19 protein-coding genes are annotated in these 20,158 nt (G+C 35.8%); 10 read left to right on the plus strand and 9 right to left on the minus strand.

Features of this window, described 5'->3' with window-relative positions; genetic code table 11:
• Positions 1-131: 131 nt before the first annotated feature.
• Positions 132-1,469, plus strand: a complete 1,338-nt coding sequence (locus tag MMF97_RS14630) for a sensor histidine kinase (RefSeq protein WP_243362008.1) — start codon at positions 132-134, stop codon at positions 1,467-1,469.
• Between the two features lie 102 nt (positions 1,470-1,571).
• Here MMF97_RS14630 and sucC read toward each other — a convergent pair whose 3' ends face one another.
• A complete protein-coding gene (gene sucC, locus MMF97_RS09875) occupies positions 1,572-2,762 on the minus strand; it encodes an ADP-forming succinate--CoA ligase subunit beta (protein ID WP_243362010.1) in 1,191 nt (396 codons plus the stop codon).
• Between the two features lie 181 nt (positions 2,763-2,943).
• Between sucC and MMF97_RS09880 the strand changes: the two genes are divergently transcribed.
• From MMF97_RS09880 to MMF97_RS09890, 3 genes are read left to right on the plus strand one after another with little or no spacing between them, the layout of a single operon-like run.
• Positions 2,944-3,411 carry a nucleoside triphosphate pyrophosphohydrolase family protein gene (locus MMF97_RS09880; RefSeq protein ID WP_243362012.1) on the plus strand — a complete coding sequence of 156 codons (468 nt, stop codon included), beginning with the start codon at positions 2,944-2,946 and terminating at the stop codon, positions 3,409-3,411.
• Positions 3,412-3,436: 25 nt separating this feature from the next.
• On the plus strand, positions 3,437-3,895 hold the full coding sequence (locus MMF97_RS09885) for a MaoC family dehydratase (RefSeq protein ID WP_243362014.1): 459 nt from the start codon (positions 3,437-3,439) through the stop codon (positions 3,893-3,895).
• Between the two features lie 13 nt (positions 3,896-3,908).
• A complete protein-coding gene (locus MMF97_RS09890; RefSeq protein WP_243362016.1) occupies positions 3,909-4,463 on the plus strand; it encodes a hypothetical protein in 555 nt (184 codons plus the stop codon).
• Here MMF97_RS09890 and MMF97_RS09895 read toward each other — a convergent pair.
• A complete protein-coding gene (locus MMF97_RS09895) occupies positions 4,460-4,831 on the minus strand; it encodes a DoxX family membrane protein (protein ID WP_243362018.1) in 372 nt (123 codons plus the stop codon). The genes MMF97_RS09890 and MMF97_RS09895 overlap by 4 nt on opposite strands.
• A gap of 115 nt (positions 4,832-4,946) precedes the next feature.
• On the opposite strand from MMF97_RS09895, the gene MMF97_RS09900 reads away from it, so the two are divergent.
• Positions 4,947-5,525 (plus strand): nitroreductase family protein, encoded by a 579-nt coding sequence (locus MMF97_RS09900; RefSeq protein WP_243362020.1) that lies wholly within the window; start codon positions 4,947-4,949, stop codon positions 5,523-5,525.
• Between the two features lie 34 nt (positions 5,526-5,559).
• Positions 5,560-6,012: a GreA/GreB family elongation factor gene (locus tag MMF97_RS09905; protein WP_243362021.1), complete on the plus strand. Its 453-nt coding sequence runs from the start codon at positions 5,560-5,562 to the stop codon at positions 6,010-6,012.
• Between the two features lie 81 nt (positions 6,013-6,093).
• Here the strand turns inward: MMF97_RS09905 and MMF97_RS09910 are convergent, their stop codons facing one another.
• The 3 genes from MMF97_RS09910 to clpB all read right to left on the minus strand — a co-directional run bounded on the left by MMF97_RS09910 (position 6,094) and on the right by clpB (position 10,655).
• Entirely contained in the window at positions 6,094-6,996 is a 903-nt protein-coding gene (locus MMF97_RS09910; protein WP_243362023.1) for a polysaccharide deacetylase family protein, read from the minus strand.
• Between the two features lie 133 nt (positions 6,997-7,129).
• Positions 7,130-7,732, minus strand: coding sequence for an outer membrane beta-barrel protein (locus tag MMF97_RS09915; protein WP_243362025.1), 603 nt, complete (start codon positions 7,730-7,732; stop codon positions 7,130-7,132).
• 328 nt (positions 7,733-8,060) lie between these two features.
• Positions 8,061-10,655 (minus strand): ATP-dependent chaperone ClpB, encoded by a 2,595-nt coding sequence (gene clpB, locus MMF97_RS09920; protein WP_243362027.1) that lies wholly within the window; start codon positions 10,653-10,655, stop codon positions 8,061-8,063.
• Positions 10,656-11,067: 412 nt separating this feature from the next.
• Between clpB and MMF97_RS09925 the strand changes: the two genes are divergently transcribed.
• On the plus strand, positions 11,068-12,288 hold the full coding sequence (locus MMF97_RS09925; RefSeq protein ID WP_243362029.1) for an MFS transporter: 1,221 nt from the start codon (positions 11,068-11,070) through the stop codon (positions 12,286-12,288).
• 44 nt (positions 12,289-12,332) lie between these two features.
• On the opposite strand, the gene MMF97_RS09930 is transcribed toward MMF97_RS09925, so the two are convergent.
• Complete coding sequence (locus MMF97_RS09930) at positions 12,333-12,731, minus strand: SRPBCC family protein (RefSeq protein ID WP_243362031.1); 399 nt, start codon at positions 12,729-12,731, stop codon at positions 12,333-12,335.
• A 24-nt stretch (positions 12,732-12,755) separates the two neighbouring features.
• Positions 12,756-13,397: an orotate phosphoribosyltransferase gene (gene pyrE, locus MMF97_RS09935; RefSeq protein ID WP_243362034.1), complete on the minus strand. Its 642-nt coding sequence runs from the start codon at positions 13,395-13,397 to the stop codon at positions 12,756-12,758.
• Here pyrE and MMF97_RS09940 point away from each other — a divergent pair.
• Entirely contained in the window at positions 13,396-14,007 is a 612-nt protein-coding gene (locus tag MMF97_RS09940; protein ID WP_243362035.1) for an NUDIX hydrolase, read from the plus strand. The two genes, pyrE and MMF97_RS09940, sit on opposite strands and share 2 nt — an antisense overlap.
• 8 nt (positions 14,008-14,015) lie before the next feature.
• Here MMF97_RS09940 and MMF97_RS09945 read toward each other — a convergent pair whose 3' ends face one another.
• Together MMF97_RS09945 and MMF97_RS09950 are read right to left on the minus strand one after the other, a co-directional pair.
• The gene (locus MMF97_RS09945; RefSeq protein ID WP_243362037.1) at positions 14,016-14,624 is read right to left on the minus strand and encodes a hypothetical protein; all 609 of its coding nucleotides are present in this window, start codon (positions 14,622-14,624) and stop codon (positions 14,016-14,018) included.
• Positions 14,614-15,126: an RNA polymerase sigma factor gene (locus MMF97_RS09950; protein WP_243362039.1), complete on the minus strand. Its 513-nt coding sequence runs from the start codon at positions 15,124-15,126 to the stop codon at positions 14,614-14,616. The genes MMF97_RS09945 and MMF97_RS09950 overlap by 11 nt, the downstream gene beginning before the upstream one ends.
• A 298-nt stretch (positions 15,127-15,424) precedes the next feature.
• On the opposite strand from MMF97_RS09950, the gene MMF97_RS09955 reads away from it, so the two are divergent.
• On the plus strand, positions 15,425-18,670 hold the full coding sequence (locus MMF97_RS09955; RefSeq protein WP_243362040.1) for a SusC/RagA family TonB-linked outer membrane protein: 3,246 nt from the start codon (positions 15,425-15,427) through the stop codon (positions 18,668-18,670).
• A gap of 10 nt (positions 18,671-18,680) precedes the next feature.
• Complete coding sequence (locus tag MMF97_RS09960) at positions 18,681-20,114, plus strand: SusD/RagB family nutrient-binding outer membrane lipoprotein (RefSeq protein WP_243362042.1); 1,434 nt, start codon at positions 18,681-18,683, stop codon at positions 20,112-20,114.
• Positions 20,115-20,158: the final 44 nt, after the last annotated feature.

The raw sequence follows: 20,158 nt of genomic DNA on the forward strand, positions 1-20,158 counted from the left end.
TAATTATAAAAGCTGTAAAAATAAAGATTTACTGCCTAATTTCTAACATCTTGCTATGTAAAATTTAAACTAAGGTTGTTTGTTTCTCATTGAATATGGGTATGTTTGTTTAAACTTACTCCAGATAGTTTGTGGCAAAATTACATTCGTGGCTAAGCGCTCATTATATCATAGGTGATCCCGAGAAACACTCGCTAGAAGAAAGAATATTTAACACATTTTGCATCATTGCTATTGTAGCGTTTTTCTTTGAGATCTTTTTTAACTATTATATGGGTTTAAAAGCCGTTGCCATAATTTGTTTTTTGGGAACGATCTTTTCTATAGGTCTCTATTATCTTTCAAGATGTAGGCGTAATACAAAATGGGCTATCCGTAGTTTGGGCATAGTCGCCAATTTTACCTTTTTGTTCAACTATTTTTTTAACTCTGGTATTTACGGGCCCAATTTGGTGCTTTTTTGTTTAATCCTGCTCATTACCATTGTAGTGGTACCTAAAAAAGAGCTTGCCGTTTGGATTACTTTGAATATGGTAACGGTATTGGGCGTACTTGTTTTTGAGTATCTATATCCTGAGTTTATTCCGAATACCTATCGCGATGATTTAACCAAAGCAATAGATTTTGGGATTACTTATATGGTGGTAGCTTTATTGATCTGCCTTAGCATCAGTTTCATAAGAAATAACTATGATCGGGAAAGAAACAAAGTATTCCTTAAAAATCTTGAGGTGCAGGAGCAGCATATTAAGATTTTAGAGCAAAATAAAAGTTTAGAAAAACTCAACCTTGAGAAAGCTAAGCTTTTTTCTATTGTTGCGCATGACATCAGGTCGCCACTGAGCTCGATATTAGGTTATTTGGAAATATTGGTACAGACCGATATGAGCAAAGAGGAGGACGAGCAGGTTCAGAGTAGTTTATTGCAGGTTACAAAAGATACTTTAGAGATGCTAACGAATGTGCTGATGTGGTCAAAATCTCAATTAGATGGTACCAGGGTTGATATTGTAGAAGTAGATGTAGCCGATGAACTAGGAAAAGGCCTGAGCTTGGAACGGAATATCGCGAATAAGAAAGATATTTCACTTAGGATGGATATTAACCAAAAAGCTTTGATTGCTGCAGATTTGAACATGTTTTTAATCGTGGTAAGAAACCTAGTTAACAATGCCATAAAGTTTACACCAGAAGGAGGTAAAGTTTGGGTATCTGTAGAACAAGATGCAGAAAACTGTTTAATTAAAATTAAGGATAACGGATTGGGCATAAAGGAACAAAACAGAGATGAACTCTTTAAGCTTAAGGCTCTTTCTACCTTTGGTACCAATAATGAAAAAGGTGTAGGATTGGGTTTGTTATTGTGTAAGGAATTTACCGAACTACAGGGTGGTAAAATCTGGTATGAAGCCAATGATGAAGAAGGGGGAAGCTGCTTTGTGGTATCTTTTAAGCTCTATGCTGTTTAAAAAGCAGAAATGCTATTCTCTAACTAAGTTATTTTATAAATCATATAGAAAAAAAGCCGGCCTTTTTTATAAAGGCCGGCTTTTTTTATCTTAATAAACTGATTAAGCCAAAACTTTAGTTACTAAATCAGCAGCTTCTTTTAATAAGATAGCCGAATAAACTTTTAATCCTGATTCGTCAATTAATTTTTTAGCTTCTTCTGCGTTTGTTCCTTGTAAACGTACAATAATTGGAACTCTGATGTCGCCAATTTCATTGTAAGCATCAATAACACCTTGAGCAACTCTGTCGCAACGAACAATACCACCAAAAATGTTAATTAGAATGGCTTTAACATTAGGATCTTTCAAAATAATGTTGAAAGCAGCTTTTACAGTTTGGGCATTAGCTGTACCACCTACGTCAAGGAAGTTAGCTGGCTCGCCACCTGCAATTTTAATGATATCCATGGTAGCCATTGCCAAACCAGCACCGTTTACCATACAACCTACATTACCATCTAATTTAACATAGTTAAGATTGCTTTCGCTAGCTTCAACTTCTGTTGGATCTTCCTCAGTAATATCACGCATTGCAGCGTAATCAGGGTGACGGTATAATGCATTCTCGTCTAGATTAACTTTAGCATCAACTGCAATAATTTTATCGTCGCTGGTTTTTAATACAGGGTTAATCTCAAACATTGAAGAGTCAGTCTGATCATAAGCTTTGTAAAGTGCCGAAACAAATTTTACCATTTCTTTATGAGCAGCACCGCTTAAACCTAAGTTAAAAGCTATTTTACGAGCTTGGAAACCTTGTAAGCCACCTTTAGGGTCAATTTCTTCTTTAAAAATCAAATGAGGTGTTTTTTCAGCAACTTCCTCAATGTCCATACCGCCTTCGGTACTGTACATAATGATGTTTCTGCCTTTTGCACGGTCTAATAAAACGCTCATATAAAACTCGCTGGTTGCAGATGGACCTGGATAGTACACATCTTGTGCTACCAACACTTTGTTTACTTTTTTGCCTTCAGGACCAGTTTGCGGAGTAACCAGCTGCATTCCTAAAATATCTGTAGCTCTTTGCTTTACTTCGTCTAAATTCTTGGCAAGTTTAACACCGCCACCTTTTCCTCTACCCCCGGCGTGGATCTGTGCTTTAATCACAACCCAGTCAGAGTTAAAGTCAGTTTTCATTTTTTTAGCGGCTTCTACAGCTTGTTCAACTGTATCTGCAACGATGCCTTCTTGTACGGCAACGCCAAAGCTCTTAAGAATTTGTTTACCTTGATATTCGTGGATATTCATTTGATCAAAAATTTGCCCAAAGCTACAAATCATAAACCTTTATATCAACATAAAAAAATATTTAATGCCATAAAGTATTCTGAGTATAAAAGCACTCTATAATAACCGCTTTTTTGTTGTTGATAATAAAATTTGGTGTTTAGCAATTAATGTTAAATCTTAGCTTATTGAAAATACAGATATGAAAGATTTAAATGCATTGAGCCAGGTTGCTGAGTTTCACACCACTTTTAAACATCCTATTTTAGAACAACCGGCTATACCTTCTCCGGAACGTTGTCAACTAAGAATAGATCTGATAGCAGAAGAATTAGATGAATTAAGAGAGGCTGTGGCGCAAAAAGACATGGTTGGTATTGCTGATGCTTTATGCGATATACAATATGTTCTGGCAGGTGCTGTTCATGAATTTGGTTTAAGCAATCATTTTAAAATTTTGTTTGATGAAGTACATCGTTCTAACATGAGCAAAGCATGTAAAACTGCTGAAGAAGCTGAGGAAACCATAGCACATTACAAACGTAAAGATAATGTAGATGCTTACTATAAAGAAATAGATGGTTTGTTTTTAGTATATCGCAGTAACGATCATAAAACACTGAAATCTGTAGCCTATTCTGCTGCAGACCTAGAATCTATATTAAAATAATTTTAACCAGAAATAAGATTATACAATGACTGTAATTAATAATTATGATGAATTTGCATCATATTTAGGCAAAGAAATAGGCGTTTCAGAATGGCATACCATTGATCAGAACCAGATCAATCAGTTTGCAGATGCTACTTTAGATCATCAATGGATACATATTGACGAGGAGCGTGCTGCAAAAGAAAGCCCATTTGGCACAACCATAGCGCATGGCTATTTGACTTTATCATTAGTTCCGTATTTATGGAAGCAAATCGTAGAAATCCATAACCTTAAAATGGAGATCAACTATGGTATAGAGAACTTAAAGTTTGGACAAGCTGTAACGGTTAACAGCCAAATTAGGCTAAAAGCTACACTTAAATCGATTGTTAACCTAAGAGGAACCACAAAAGCCATATTGGAAACTGTACTTGAAATCAAAGATCAGGCTAAACCTGCTTTTATTGGCGATTTAGTATTCTTATATCATTTTAGCTAAATAAATCTACTGTATGCAGGAGCTGTTGAAGCAGATACAAACAACTTTACAGAAACATAAAGTAGAAAGTCTTGCTGCTACGGCCCTGCAAAATAAGTGGCAGGTAAGAGATATTATTGATTTGACCTTTCACGCTGATCAGAAAATTGGTTTCAGGGCGGCGTGGATACTTGAAAACATCTATGTAAATCATACAGAAGCTTTTTTACCACATATCGCTTATTTCTTAGCTGTTTTTTCAAAACAAGAGAACCTATCCGCAAAAAGGCATTTCTCTAAAATATTGGCTTTAATTACAAATAAGCGGCAACCTAAAGCTGTTAAAGCCATAGTAGAAAGCTATGATGCAGAACCTTTGCTCGAAACGGTTTTTGTATGGCTGATAGATGACGGTACTCCTGTAGCCATAAAATCGCATTGCTTAAATATACTGGCTAATTTATCTATCAAATATTCCTGGGTAAAAGAAGAATTAATCAACACCATAGATTATTTGATAGATAAAGAAAGCATCGCCTTTTTTGCCAAGGCAAAACAAATCAGAAAACAGTTGAAAAAGCAAGTTTAACTAATCAGAACCCTATATTTTTTATAATTGTCTATAATGATCCATAAGTTAATGGCAAAGAGTACTAATGCCATGGCAAGGCCCGATGGATCAATAACAGAATGGTGTATCAGAATACCAACCATAACGGGTAAAATGACTATGGCGCCCAATGCTCTGGTTTTAGGAAATATAAACAATAAACCACCCAAAATTTCTATAGTAGCTACTAAGGGCATTAACCAAGTAATCTGCATAAATGCTCCAAAAAACTTTTGTTGAACTTCTGTTAGTTGGGGTGTAGGCATGTAGTTAAAGAATTTGTTTAACCCAGCATTCATAAACGTAAGGCCAAATAAAAGGCACAAGATAAATTTTACGATTTTCATATTTTAAGTTATTGGTTTTAGATAATTAAAAATAAGATTTTTTGCTTGAAAAAATAAGTGTTCAATTTTACAAAAGCAGGGGGAAAACTATGGCTTTATCTGTTATTTTTGCTGAATGAGTTCAAACAGCGAAATTTTAGCACAAATCATTAAAAACAGGCGAAGTGTTTTTACCGATAGTTACATTGAAAAAGAAATACCAAGAGGCGTTATTGAGCAGATACTGGAAAGTGCAAATTATGCACCTACACATAAATTAACACAACCTTGGAGATTTATAGTAATCAGAAAAGAAGCTAAACTGAGGTTGGGCGAAGAATTGGCTGCGATATATAAAAGTACTACTACTCCTGAAAAATTTCTGCAGAAGAAACATGATAGTTTTACTCTTAAAACGCAAAAAGCAGATTGTATCTTGGCTTTAAATGTACAATATCATCCCGATAAGCTTCCTGCCTGGGAAGAACTGGCTGCTATGGCCTGTGCTGTACAAAATATGGCACTTACTGCCGAAAGTTTAAATGTTGGTGCTTATTGGAGTTCGCCGGGTATGATTGAGCATTTAGGTAAATTCTTGGAACTCAATGAAAATGAAAAATGCTACGGACTTTTTTATATGGGCTATCATAATGAGCAAGCACGTGAGGCTAACCGCACCCCAATGATCGAAAAAGTGAAATGGATGGAAAGTTAGATATTAAGTAAGGATAAACTAAACTGAAATTCAAGTGCAGAAAATCAAAGAAGAACTTTACCAGCTTTGTACAGGCTTTATCAATGAGCGCATACAAAATGCGGAAGAAGCTTTAAAGCAGGCACAACAAGCTAGTACAGATGATACCAAAAGCAGTGCGGGCGATAAGTATGAAACCGGGCGGGAAATGGCTCAGCAAGATATAAACCGTAATATGCAGCTTCTGGCAGATGCGCAACAGCAAAAAGCTTTATTGCTGGCCTTGAACACTAATGCAACTCCTGATGTAATAAAGAATGGCACTTTGGTATTGACCAATAATGGTAATTTTTACCTTTCTATTAGTGCAGGACAGTTTACGGTTAAGGGGGTAAGCTATTTTGCTCTATCGCCTGTAGCGCCTTTGGGTAAACTGTTAATGGGTAAAAGAAAAGGTGACGATTTTACTTTCAACCAAAGAAATTACCAGATAAAAGAGCTTATTTAAAGCTCTTTTGATACTCTCGAAACAAAAAGCGCTTGCAATATTTCTGCAAGCGCTTTTTGTTTTTTATTAAAAATATGCTGATTAAAAGCTTTTAACGATCGCGTTGTGTAATGTTTTAGGACTCCAATAACCGCTGGCAATAATACGACGTACGGTATATAACGGTTCATTAGGGTCGCGTTTATCTGCCAATGCAAAAGCCATTTTAAACCCACGTTTTTTAAGCTGAGGTATGCCTTCTGCATTCCATAAACCAAATGGATAAGCAAAATAGTCAATTTTCTTACCGGTAATCTGCTCTAACTTTTTGGTTGGTTTATCTAACTGTTCTTCCCAGTCTTTACCCTCGTATTTTTTAAAATTCTTGTGATCATAAGTATGACTTCCAATTACGTTACCTTCGTCAGAAAGTTGTTTGATCTGGTCGGCACTCATGTAATCTACAAATTTTCCTTTTTTGCCAATAGATACGGTCATGATAAAATACACCGCTTTGTAGCCATACTTTTTAAGAAGTGGGTTAACGATGGTGTACTGATCTAAGTCAGTATCATCAAAAGTAAGCATAATAGGTTTTTTAGGTAGTGGCTTACCTTCATTTAAATACGCATAAAGCTGATCAGGTAATATGGTATTATAACCACTGTCAACCAGCATTTTAATGTGGTTTTTAAAATTCTCTATTTCAACAATATAATCTTTACCCACTTTGCCATCGGTTGGTTTCCAGTTACGTACCTGGTGATAACATAAAATAGGTACCTGCGGACGTTCAAGTATGGTTTTTGCATCAGCAGTCTTTACTTTACTGATATCTATCGGATTGGCATCTTGTTTTTCGGATGTTGTTTTTCCGGCTTGGGTACTTTCTTCTGTTTGAGTTGAATCAGCACTTTTGCTACCTGTAGCCGATTGTGATTTGCTTTGACAGCCACTGTTAAATAAGATAGCTGCCGTTAAAAATGACAAGAAAAGTTTTTTCATATAATGTTGATATGAAACAAAACTAAGCATAAACCTTAAGATTTATATTGATGTTGATAAATTGTGACTTAATGGAAGAGCAATAAAAAAGCCCTGCAAATTTTGCAGGGCTTTTTGTATAAATCTTTAAGGATTAAAAGTGAAATTGCACACCTAATTTTGGTGCAAAAGTATCAGCATTTAAACCAAAGCTGTTGCTTTTTACTTTCGTTCCAGTTGATTCAACTTTGTACTCGTTATGAGCATAATCTAAACCATTAACAGATAATTCAATACCAACTCTTTTAGTTGGATAGAAAGCAAAACCAGGAGCAAGGTTTACACCTATAGAAGTACTTGTACCTAATTTAGCACCAGTATCTCCGTTAGCATCTACCGCTTTGTTTGTACCAAACGCCATAGGAACTGCTAATTGTCCGTAGAATTTAAACTGATCTGATAAACCTACATAGTAACGACCGAAAGGAGCTACCACGAAAGCTTCGTTTTGTCTTGAATTGCTAACAGCTTTGTTATAGGTATAACCTACACCAGTACCAATAGCTACATTGTTAGCTACGAAATAACCAACATTAGGAACAACGCTAAATTTTACGTCAGATTTTGCAGCACCTTCAACTTTGGTGCTGTTGAAACCAACGTTACCACCTAACATAATTTTTCCTTTTTCTGTTTGTGCGTTAGCACCAAAAGTAATAGCTGCTACAGCTACTAATGATAATAATACTTTTTTCATTTTCAGTGTTAATTGAGAATAACAGTTATACATTTAACCGTTATTTGCCTCTATAAATGCAAAGGGCATACCCCTTTTTAGAGGATTGCGTGCCAAAAAAAGAGCTGTTTTGTGTAAAGTGTTAAGTCTTAGTTAGATAGCTTTTGTTATGCTTGCAGTATATTATTTTAGGATGACAAAACAGGTTTTTGATGACAAAACACTGATTTTTCTTACTTTTTAGATAAGTGTACATGTGACACCATCTATGCCAAAATGTACTGACAAAAATACAATAAAAAAGTCCCGGTAAACCCGGGACTTTAAAGTATGTTAAAACTTTTAAATGTTATTTCTCGTTAAGGAATACGAACTTGTTATCAAACATGTCTAATTTGATTTTGCTGTCTTTATCTACTTTGCCAGCTAGTATCTCTTTAGACAATTCGTTTAAGATACGTTTTTGGATTACTCGTTTTAAAGGACGAGCGCCAAACTGAGGGTCGTAACCTAATTGAGCAAGCCAGTCTAAAGCTTCATTACTTGCCGTAATGTCTATTCCCATTTCTGCTAGCGTATGTTGTATTTGTTTAAACTGCAAATCAACAATGTTTCGTATTTCACTTCTATTAAGGGGAGTGAACATGATCAACTCATCAATCCTGTTTAAAAACTCCGGACGTATGGTCTGTTTTAACAATTCGAATAACTCATTTTTAGTTTTGGCTACCACTTCATCGTGGTTATTATCATTCAGCTCCTTGAAATTATCCTGGATCAAATGAGCACCTATATTGGAGGTCATTATAATAATGGTGTTTTTAAAATTAACCACACGACCTTTATTATCTGTTAACCTTCCGTCGTCTAAAACCTGCAATAAGATATTGAATACATCGGGATGTGCTTTTTCAATTTCGTCTAAAAGTACAACAGAATAAGGTTTACGACGTACCGCTTCTGTAAGTTGTCCACCTTCATCATAACCCACGTATCCCGGAGGCGCACCTATTAAGCGTGAAACGGCATGTCTTTCCTGATATTCGCTCATATCTATACGTGTAAGCGCATTTTCATCATTAAACAAAAACTCGGCAAGTGCTTTTGCCAACTCTGTTTTACCTACGCCTGTAGTACCTAAAAATATAAACGATCCTATAGGTTTGCGTTTATCCTGCAAACCTGCACGCGAACGACGTATGGCATCAGATATAGCTTCAATTGCTTCATCTTGTCCGGCTACGCGTTTATGCAATTCTTCTTCTAGGTGCAATAGCTTTTCTCTTTCACTGGCTACCAGTTTTGTAACCGGAATACCTGTCCAGCGTGCTACAACGCCTGCAATATCATCTGCAGTAACTTCTTCTTTAAGCATTCTGCTATCGCTTTGGCGAGATGCCAGATCAGCTTTTAATGCTTCTACTTTATCCTGCGCTTCTTTGATCTTACCGTATCTAAGTTCGGCTACTTTGCCATAATCTCCGGCACGTTCGGCCTGTTCGGCTTCTAATTTATAGCTTTCAATTTGCTCTATCTGATGGTTTATAGAATCAACTAGGTCTTTTTCACCCTGCCATTTGGCTTTGAATTCATCGCGTTCGGCAGCCAGATTGGCAATTTCTTCAGTTAATTCTTTAACCTTTTTATCGTCTTTTTCACGTTTAATGGCTTCACGTTCTATTTCTAAGCGCATAATCTCACGCTCTAGAGCATCTACGTTTTCTGGTACGCTATCCATTTCCATACGCAATTTAGAAGCTGCTTCGTCCATCAGGTCAATAGCTTTATCTGGTAAGAAACGATCAGAAATGTAACGCTGGCTCATTTCTACTGCGGCTATAATGGCTTCGTCTTTGATACGTACTTTGTGGTGGGTTTCATAGCGCTCTTTTAGTCCACGTAAAATAGAAATGGCATCTTGGGTATCAGGTTCTTCAACCATTACCTTTTGAAAACGACGCTCTAATGCTTTGTCTTTTTCCAGATATTTCTGGTATTCATCTAATGTAGTGGCACCTATAGCCCTTAATTCGCCCCTGGCTAAAGCCGGTTTAAGAATGTTTGCGGCATCCATGGCTCCTTCGCCACCACCAGCACCTACCAATGTATGGATCTCATCAATAAATAAAATGATTTCGCCATCACTCTGGGTAACTTCTTTTACCACGGCCTTTAAACGTTCCTCAAACTCGCCTTTGTATTTAGCTCCGGCAATAAGCGCACCCATATCTAATGAATAAACTACTTTAGATTTCAGGTTTTCGGGTACGTCACCTTTGATAATTCTAAAAGCAATACCTTCGGCTATAGCAGTTTTACCCACGCCCGGCTCACCAATTAAAATAGGGTTGTTTTTGGTACGACGTGATAAAATTTGTATCACACGTCTGATTTCTTCATCGCGACCAATAACCGGATCTAATTTTCCGCTTTCTGCATATTCATTTAAATTCCGGGCATATTTGCCTAATGCCTGATAAGTTGCTTCTGCGTTCTGGTCGGTTACATGTCTGTCGCCACGTAACTCTGTAATGGCTTTCTTAAGATCTTTTTCATTTACACCCTGCTCTTTTAAAAGCTTTGAGGTTTGGTCGTTTACAGCCAGAATACCTAAGAGCATATGCTCAACAGAAACAAACTCATCTTTAAATTCTTTTAAAAAAGATTGTGCTTTTTGTAAGGCACTATTTGCACCTGATGAAAGATATATATTGCTACCACTTACTTTTGGAAATCTGGCAATTTCTTCATCAAGTTTCTGGTTTAGCGTATTGAGGTTAACATTAAGTTTCTTTAATACATAAGAAATCACATTCTCATCAACAGTAAGCAAACCTTTTAAAAGGTGTGCCGGCTCAATGGCCTGTTGTTGATTGCCTTGTGCAATTTCTGAGGCTTTTTGAACAGCCTCCTGGGCTTTTATTGTAAAATTGTTGAAGTTCATTTATGCTTTTGTTTTTACTATTTTTTACCATTTAAGACATCTTAGTTACTCTTAGTTTTCCAAGGCGGTTATTTTTCGCCATCTAAGAGCTGTTAAGAAACATCTTATTTTTCTTAGGTGTTTAATCTTTCCACTATCTAAGGCGCCTTAGTATTTATCTTCTGCTTGGACTCAAAACAAATGCCACGCGTAATTGATTTTACGAATCGGAAATTTTGTCTTGTTGCTTTGGTTTTTAATGAATAAATGTCTGATTTTTAGTGGTTTGTACTGAAATATTGTCTTTTGTATATAGATGTTAAAGAATATTTGGCTTGATGAATTATAAAACTTGATCAGCAGGTAAAGATTTGATGGTCTGTCTTAATGCCTCCTATAATAAATCTATATTTGCAAACGAATACTTTAAACCATGAAATCATTCATTAAACTTTACTTAGAAGCCTATAAAGGGCTCTCAACTCCTGCATGGATGCTGGCTTTGGTTATGCTGGTAAACAGGAGCGGGGCTATGGTAGTACCTTTTTTGGGTGTATATATGGTTAATCAGCTGCATTTTGACCTTGAAGCAACAGGTATTGTATTGAGTTGCTTTGGTATTGGTTCGGTTTTAGGCTCGTCTATAGGTGGTTGGTTAACCGATAAATTAGGTCATTTCAAGGTTCAATTTTTTAGCCTTTTGCTTACGGTGCCCATGTTTTTAATTCTACCCGAGTTAAAAACCGAAGCTTCTTTGGCAATGGGTATATTTATTATGAGCATGATATCTGATGCGTTAAGGCCAGCCAACTCAGTTTCCATAGCTTATTATTCAAAACCAGAAAATGTAATACGTAGCTTTACATTGAATAGAATGGCTCTAAATCTGGGCTTTTCTATAGGTCCTGCTTTAGGTGGTTTTCTGGCTGCCATATCTTATAACTGGCTGTTTTATGGTAATGCCATTGCGGCTTTTTTATCGGCCGCTGTTTTTTTCCTGTATTTTAGGAACAAAAAAGGTAGAGAGAACAAAGAGGCTAAAGAAGAGATTAACAATTTGCAGGATGTATTACCCTATAAAGATGTTCCGTTTTTGGTGTTCTCTTTCCTGAGCATTATTTATGCCATCTGTTTTTTTCAATTGTTAAATACAGTTCCACTTTATTACAGAACTGTATATGCTTTAACCGAAACACAGATAGGTATTATACTGGCTTATAGCGGAGTAGTGGTTTTTAGCCTGGAAATGTTAATTGTGCATTGGGCCGAACGAAAAATGGCAGCTATAAAAGCAATTGTATATGGGATAATTTTTTGTGCTGCAGCATTCTTATCCTTATTGCTAACAAAAGGCTTATGGCTGTTGTACTTGTCTATGTTTATGCTTTGTATATCTGAAATATTGGCTATGCCTTTTATGGCAACGGTAACTCTACAACGCTCAAATAAAACTTACAGAGGCGCTTATATGGGGTTAAATTCTTTGTCGCTTTCGGCAGGCTTAATCTTTGCGCCTTTTTTAGGTACTAAAGTGGCTGCTAAGTTTGGGTTTAATATTTTATGGATGGGTACAGGAATAGTAATGTTGTTTACTGCATTTGGGTTCTTCCTGTTGATGAAACGAATGCGGCTCGATAAATCCAAAACCACATAAAAAAAGCATCTTGTTTAGAGATGCCTTAAATCTTTATAAAAATATTATCCTAAAACCTCTTTTAAACGCTGGGTCTGATAGTCGGTAAGTTTTTGTAAAGGACCCGAAGCCAGCATCTTCATCATCATGTTCAGATCTGCAGATATGGTTAAGGTAGCTTTAGTAGTACCATTACCTAAATCGGCTACAGCCCATTGAAGAGACACATCAAAAGGTGGTTTTTCTGTTGGGGTAGCTATTAGTTTCTGATTTTCAATACGTTCAGTAATCTTAATGGTAAGCTTAGCCATGTTTTGTATAGTAAACTGGGCTTCGTCTTTTGTTGACGACCAGTTGTAAATATTTTCGGGCATTAACTGTTGATGATTGTTCAAATCATCTAAAAAAGTATAAACCTTTTCAATAGGCAAGTTTATAATGGTAGTGCTTTCTATGTTTGTCATATTCAATAAAAATTGATTGGTAGATTATTTTCCCCATTCGGCAGGATTTTCACGCCATGCACCAAGCAGCTCTAAATCATTTTTTGCAATAAGACCTTGCTCTACGGCATAATCAATAAGCGCCGAGTAGTTTGAAAGAGTAGAAAAACGGCATTTTGCAGCTGCAAAATTTTCATCAGCTTGTTTAAAACCATAGGTAAAAATAGCAACTAAGCCGGCAACAGATAAACCAGCCTCACGTAAGGCGTTTACGGCCTGTAAACTGCTTTTTCCGGTCGAAACCAAATCTTCTACAACTACAACACGTTGTCCTTCAATGATTTCTCCTTCAATTAAACTGCCGGTTCCATGTTCTTTTGCTTTTGAGCGAACGTAAATAAAAGGTAAGCCCAATTCCTGAGCTACCAGCACACCCTGAGGTATACCTGCGGTTGCTACACCAGCAATTACATCAACCGCACCATACTCTTCCTGAATAAGTTGAGCAAGTTTTTGGCGTATGTAAGTTCTTACAGCCGGATGAGATAGGGTGATACGGTTATCGCAATAAATTGGAGATTTCCAACCCGAAGCCCATGTAAAAGGATTAGCAGGTTGCAATTTAATTGCTTTTATTTGTAATAAAAATTCAGCTACTTTTAATTCAATATCACTTTTATTATACATGTCGCAAAAATACAGAATTTATATTAATGACAATACTTTGTTAATAAGTAACCAAGCCCCAGAAGGAGTAGAAAAAAATCAACAGTTTGAGAATGAAATATTTGATTTTGGTAACTTTTACGAAAGTTTAAAGGGGAAAAAACCACAGCATTATTTCCTGTTTGCTGATGAACCTAAAAAAACGTTTAAAAGTATTAAGAAAAAGCTTACTTTGATTAAAGCTGCGGGTGGTTTGGTTAATAATGCCAATGGAGAATATTTGTTTATTTATAGGAACAACAAATGGGATTTGCCTAAAGGGAAAGTTGAAAAAGGAGAGAAGATGAAAAAAGCGGCCGTAAGAGAGGTAGAAGAAGAATGTGGAATTAAAGTTGATCGACTTAAAGCTAAAATTTGTAAGACCTTTCATGTATATGAAATGGGCGGTAAACTGGTTTTAAAACATACCAACTGGTATAAAATGACGGTAAAGAATAGCCCGTTGCTTATACCACAGCTTGAGGAAGGCATAACAGAAGCCAGTTGGGTACCTTTGGCCAAATTTGAAGATAAAATAAAAAACACCTATCCTTTGATCATAGATGTTTTAAGAGAAAATAATATGTTATAAGCCCGGACTTATTCCATATCCAGGCTGTCAAGTATCTTTTTGATCTGATTAAGGTATTTTCCATAATAATATCTTGACCAGAGCTCTGTAATGAAACCTAACAGAAGGATAGATACAAAACAATTCAGGATCAGATAGAGTACCGGGAGTTCTGAAATAAATTTTGTTAAAGCTACATTCTTAATGACCAATAAATAGATACAACCAAAAGCCAGCGCTATAAAACCAATAATGTAGGTTAATGCTTTATACAGCTCAAGATTCATTTTCATTTCATAATAAAACCATAACAAGTTTTTTCTGCTATCCAGGCTAAGGTCATACGAGTGTTTATAAGAGGTATAGAATTTAAAAAAATAATAGGCTGTAAAACCACATGTAATGGCATAAAAAATAAAGAATACCAATTTGAGTTCGGTAGAGAAGTTAAATAGCTTAGGGAGAAAAGCCATTACAATCAGGCTGATGATTTGTATATAAAATTCATGTTTCATTTTTTTCCTGATCAGATCTACAGGGGTATGGGCTTCTTTAATTTTGAGCATGTTCTCTGATATTTGTGCAGAAGATTCATTGTCTTCCTTATTCCATTGCTTTTTTAGTTCATCAAAATTCATAACCGTTATTTTTTATAATTTGCTGTAATTTTTCTTTGGTTCTACTTAATTTTACCCTTGCATTAATTTCACTTATCCCTAAATTTTCGGCTATTTCTTTATGAGACAGATCTTCAAGGTATAAAAAGATCAGGGCTTTTTCTATCGGGTTAAGCTCGCGTACCGCTTTATAGAGATAAGCCAGCTTTTCTTCTTTCTCATGGCTGTTGTCGTTGATATCTGCTATGTCAAACTCATGATCCAAGCTTATTTTATCAAGTTTTTTATGTTCTTTCTTGAAGAAAACAATAGCTGTATTTAAAGCAACACGATACATCCATGTAGAGAATTTACTGTTGCCTTTAAATGTGGGATATGCTTTCCATAATTGTCCTACAATTTCCTGGAACAAATCTTCCTGGTCTTCAAGCTGGTTCATATACATTTTAGTTGCTTTATGTATAATTCCTTTGTGTTGATTGATAAGTTCCAGAAATATCTGTGTATTGTTGCCTGATTGCATTTTGAGATTGTAGAATGGTTGATTTAATACTAATATCTGATTTATATGTTTTTGTGTAATTGGTATAAGGATTTACAAAACGTTACATCAGATACTGAAATAAAAAGAAAGCAGGATTTTATAAAGATGATAATGAGTTCATTGTTTTCTAATTTGTTAAGTAAATGCTTGTGTTTTTGCGAAAAAAATACCTATTCTTCTTTCTTTTTGCTTTTAAAATAACAAAATGAAATAAAAATTATTAACTTAAAGTTTACAATTACGTAAAACAAATTATTCCTAAAAAATCAAAAGAACTATGACAAGAAAAATTTTACTACTAGTGGTAATCTTGTTTTCTTCTGCAATAGCCTTTGCCCAAAGAACCATAACGGGCAAGGTTACAGATGCAGAAGACAAAATAGGATTACCAGGTGTTGGAGTTAAGGTTAAAGGCACCAGTACTGCAACATCAACTAATCAGGATGGAAACTATTCTATTGTGGTGCCTTCAAATAATGCTGTTTTAGTATTTACATTTATTGGATACGAAACTAAAGAAGTTGCAGTTGGCGCACAAAATACAATTAATGCAACGTTGAGTACAAGCACCCAGACCTTAGAAGGTGTTGTGGTTACTGCATTAGGTATTAAACGTGCAGAGAAATCAATCGGTTATGCATTGCAAGTGGTAAAGGGTAATGACCTTACCATGACCGGCGATAATAATGCAATAGGTTCGCTGGCAGGAAAAGTTGCCGGAGCACAGGTAACAGGTTCTTCGGGCGCAAATCTTGGAGGAACACAAAAGATTAAGTTAAGAGGTATCAATTCGGTAACAGGAGGAGGTTCGCCTTTAATTGTGGTAGATGGCACTCCGTTTAACAATGGAAACTTTAGTGGTTCTGATGCAAATGGTGTGGATTTAGGAAACCTAGCTCAGGATATTAACCCTGAAGACATAGAAAGTGTAAGTGTTTTAAAAGGACCTGCTGCTTCAGCTTTATATGGATCCAGAGGTCAGTACGGTGCTATTTTATATACCACAAAGAAAGGTACCAAGGGAAAAGTAAAGGTAGAATTTAACAGTTCTAATATGATTGAGAAAGTTGGAAACTTTCTGCCGCTTCAAAATATATACGGAGCAGGAGGAACCCAAACTTTTAATACATTCGGAGCTGCAACACCAATTGCAGGTCAAAAATATATTAATGATTACGATGAGAGCTGGGGACCCAAAATGGATGGAACTCCTGTAAGGATGTACTATTCTTTCTATCCGCAAGATCCAAGGTTTGGACAGCTTACACCATTTGTGCCTCAACCCAATAATATTAAAGATTTTTATGAAACAGGTTTTAATACCAATAATGGCATTACTGTTTCGGGAGGTAATGAAACAGCTACACTTAGGTTAAGTTATAACAATACTTATATTAAAGGTACTTACCCTAATACCAATTTGAAAAGAAATAACTTGGGTTTAAGCTCAACCATAAAGATAACTTCTAAATTAACTGCTGGGGCAAATTTAAATTATGCCAATAATGACGGATTAAGACCTGTTCAGGGCTATCAGGGATCATTTACAGGAGCAACACAATGGTTTCAAAGAAATCTGGACATTAATGAGCTAAAAAACTATAAATATGCTGACGGAACCATAAAAAACTGGAATGTTAGCCCAAGTACAGCTGCTGCAACAGCAGGTATTATCTTGAATAATAAACCATCAGATTGGAATAACCCGTATTTTGATGCTTATGAAAATCTTAATAGAGATAACAGGGATCGTTTTTTTGGAGATATCAATTTGAGCTATCAGGTCTATAGTGATTTAAAGCTTTCGGGTTTTGTACGTTCAGATATGTATGTGCAGCGCTTAAGAAACTATACGGCTTTAGGTGGACGTTCTTTAGACGGGTATTTTGAAGGAAAATACCAGAATACAGAGAATAATTATGAGTTTTTAGCACAATATAATAAGACCATAAATGATTTTTCTGTGAATGTAAATGTCGGAGCTAACTTGCTTACACAAGAGTATTCTTCGCTTTCTCAAGCAACTGTTGGAGGTTTGTCAAGTCCAGGCTTTTATAATATTGCAGCTTCTATTGACAGACCAAGTGTAAGTAATTACCTGAGAAAAAAGCAGGTTAGAAGTATGTACGCAATGGCATCTTTAGGTTATAAGGATATTTATTTTATTGATGCTTCAATAAGGAACGATGTTTCTTCAGCTTTGCCTAAAAACAATAACTCTTACTTTTATCCTTCTGTATCCGGAAGTATAGTATTTAGCGAATTGTTAAAATGGAAAGCATTGAGTTTTGGTAAATTAAGAGCTTCTTATGCTATTGCCGGATCTGATTTAGCAGCTTATGATATCTACCCGATTTTTGTTGCAGGAGCTGTATATGCTGATGGAACCAATACCATCAATACAATGACACTTCCAAGCACTTTAAGAAATCCTAACATTGAACCATCTTATGCAAATTCATTTGAAATAGGAACTGAACTGAAGTTTCTTAATAACAGATTAGGCATGGATGTAACTTATTACAATCAGCTTAATAAAAATCAGATTATCAACTTAACGGTATCTCCGGCAAGTGGATACAGCTCTACCGTTATTAATGCAGGTAAAATCAGAAATAAAGGTATTGAGTTATCTATAAATGGCTCTCCTGTAAAAACCAGTTCTTTTGAATGGAATTCTTCATTAAACTTTGCAAGAAATACCAGTATGATAGAAGAATTGCATAAAGATGTGAAGTCATTAACACTAGGAAGTAATACCTATTCTTCGCAAACTGTTTATTTATATGCCAGAGAAAAAGAAGCTTTTGGTACTTTAATAGGCCCTGGTTATGCAAGAGATCAAGCTACAGGTAAATTGTTATTAGATGCTTCTGATTTACCAACACAAAAGCTGAATACCAATTTTGGCTCAGTTTTACCAAAATTTACAGGAGGTTTTAGAAATACTTTCAGATACGGTAATTTTGATTTGGGTGCAATGATCGACTTTCAGAAAGGCGGACAATTTTTTAGCTGGACACAAATGTTAGCTGTTAAATCTGGTCAGGCTGATATTACAGCTGCTTTAAATGACAAGGGCGTAAATGTACGTGAACCTTTAGCAAATGGCGGAGGGGTAAAAGTTAGCGGTATTTATGCTCCGGGAACTAAAAAAATAATTGGAGGTGTTTCAACTGATGTAAGCGGTCAGGCATTTGATGGTTATGTAGATGCAAAGGCTTATTACAGAACTTCTTTAGGAACCAGAATATATGAAGAGTGGTTATATGATGCTTCTTATATTAAATTGAGAGAAGTATCATTAGGTTATAGCTTTAATCAGAAATTATTAGCAAAAACACCTTTTACCAAATTAAAAATATCTGCTATTGCCCGTAATCCATTAATGATCTGGCAAAAAGCACCTAAGGGACTTGATCCTTCTGAGCTATCAGCTGGAAGTGCAAATGTTAGCTGGATTGAAAAAGGTGAATTACAAACTGTACGATCATTTGGATTAAATCTGAGTGTAACTTTCTAAAAATAACAACATGAAAAAATATTTAAAAATATCATATTCATTATTATTAGGGACGGCGGCATTATGGTCAAGCTGTACTAAATTTGATGAAAACTTAAACAAAGATCCTAATAACCCAAGTAAGGCATCGGGTACACAACTAATTGCTAACTCTGAATTTTATCTGCCAGGTATTAGTTCTAGCGCATACGGAGTACATTATCCTCAATATTTGTCGCTAACGTTATATCCTGATAATGCGAGATACGTTACAACTAACTTTTCTTTTTCTACATGGTACACCGGACCATTAAATAATCTGGAAACAGCAATTAATTCTACATTGAATGCAAATGAAGGTCCTGTACAAAACCAGTTGGCGGTAGCTAAGATTCTGAAAGCCTATTTCATTTGGCATGTTACAGACAGATGGGGAGATGTGCCTTTTACCGAAGCTTTGAAAGGAGATAACAATTATGTGCCTAAATATGATAAGCAACAGGATATCTACAATGCTATGTTTAAGTTATTAGATGAAGCAAATGCTTTAATTACGGTAACTACAGCCGCAGGAAATATTAAAAATGATATCATATATAAAGGAGATATGGCCAAATGGAAAAAACTGGGAAATACCATACATATGTTAATGGCTTTGAGGTTATCTAAAGTAGATCCTACTAAAGGTAAAGATGAGTTTAATAAAGCACTGACCAATGGCATTATGACCTCAAACTCAGATAATCTTTCCTATCCTCATTTAGCACAAACAGATCATCAGAATTTCTGGTACAATTCATTTACAGTATTGGGAAGAAATTGGTATGCTGTAAGTAAACCTGTGGTAGATTATATGAAACCATTAAATGATCCACGTTTACCCATTTTTGCAAACAAATCGACGAATACCAATGATTATGTAGGTTTAGATTACGGTCTGGCTACAGAAGTAGTTCCAGGAAATTATTCTCTTTTAGGTTCTGCAATTCGTCAGCAAAACTCACCTGTTTATCTGGTAACTTATGCACAGGCTTTATTTGCGTTGGCAGAAGCGGCTAAGATCAATTGGATTGCTGGAGGTGATGCAGTTGCTGAAACCAATTACAATAATGCAATTACTCAATCAATAAGTCAATGGACAGGAAGTACAACTGGTGCAGCAAATTATTTACTACAACCAGCAGTAGCTTACTCGCCACTAAATGCACTTGAAAAAATTGGAAATCAAAGATGGATTCATTTATTTATGCACGGTTATGAAGGTTGGGCAGAGTGGAGAAGAACCGGTTATCCAAACTTTTTAGTGGCCGCTCCTGGAGCTAACAATAATTTAATTCCGAGAAGAGAAGGCTATCCAACAAACGAGCCACAGATCAATAAAGCGAGTTATGATGCTGCGGTTGCTGCTTTTCCTTATGGAGGAACAGATGGCCTGAATGCCAGAGTATGGTGGGATAAACCATAAACTGATACCAAATAAAAAAGCCGCTTAATAAAAGCGGCTTTTTT

Origin of the sequence: Pedobacter montanisoli (genome assembly GCF_022809115.1) — a bacterium.
Classification (GTDB): Bacteria; Bacteroidota; Bacteroidia; order Sphingobacteriales; family Sphingobacteriaceae; genus Pedobacter; species Pedobacter montanisoli.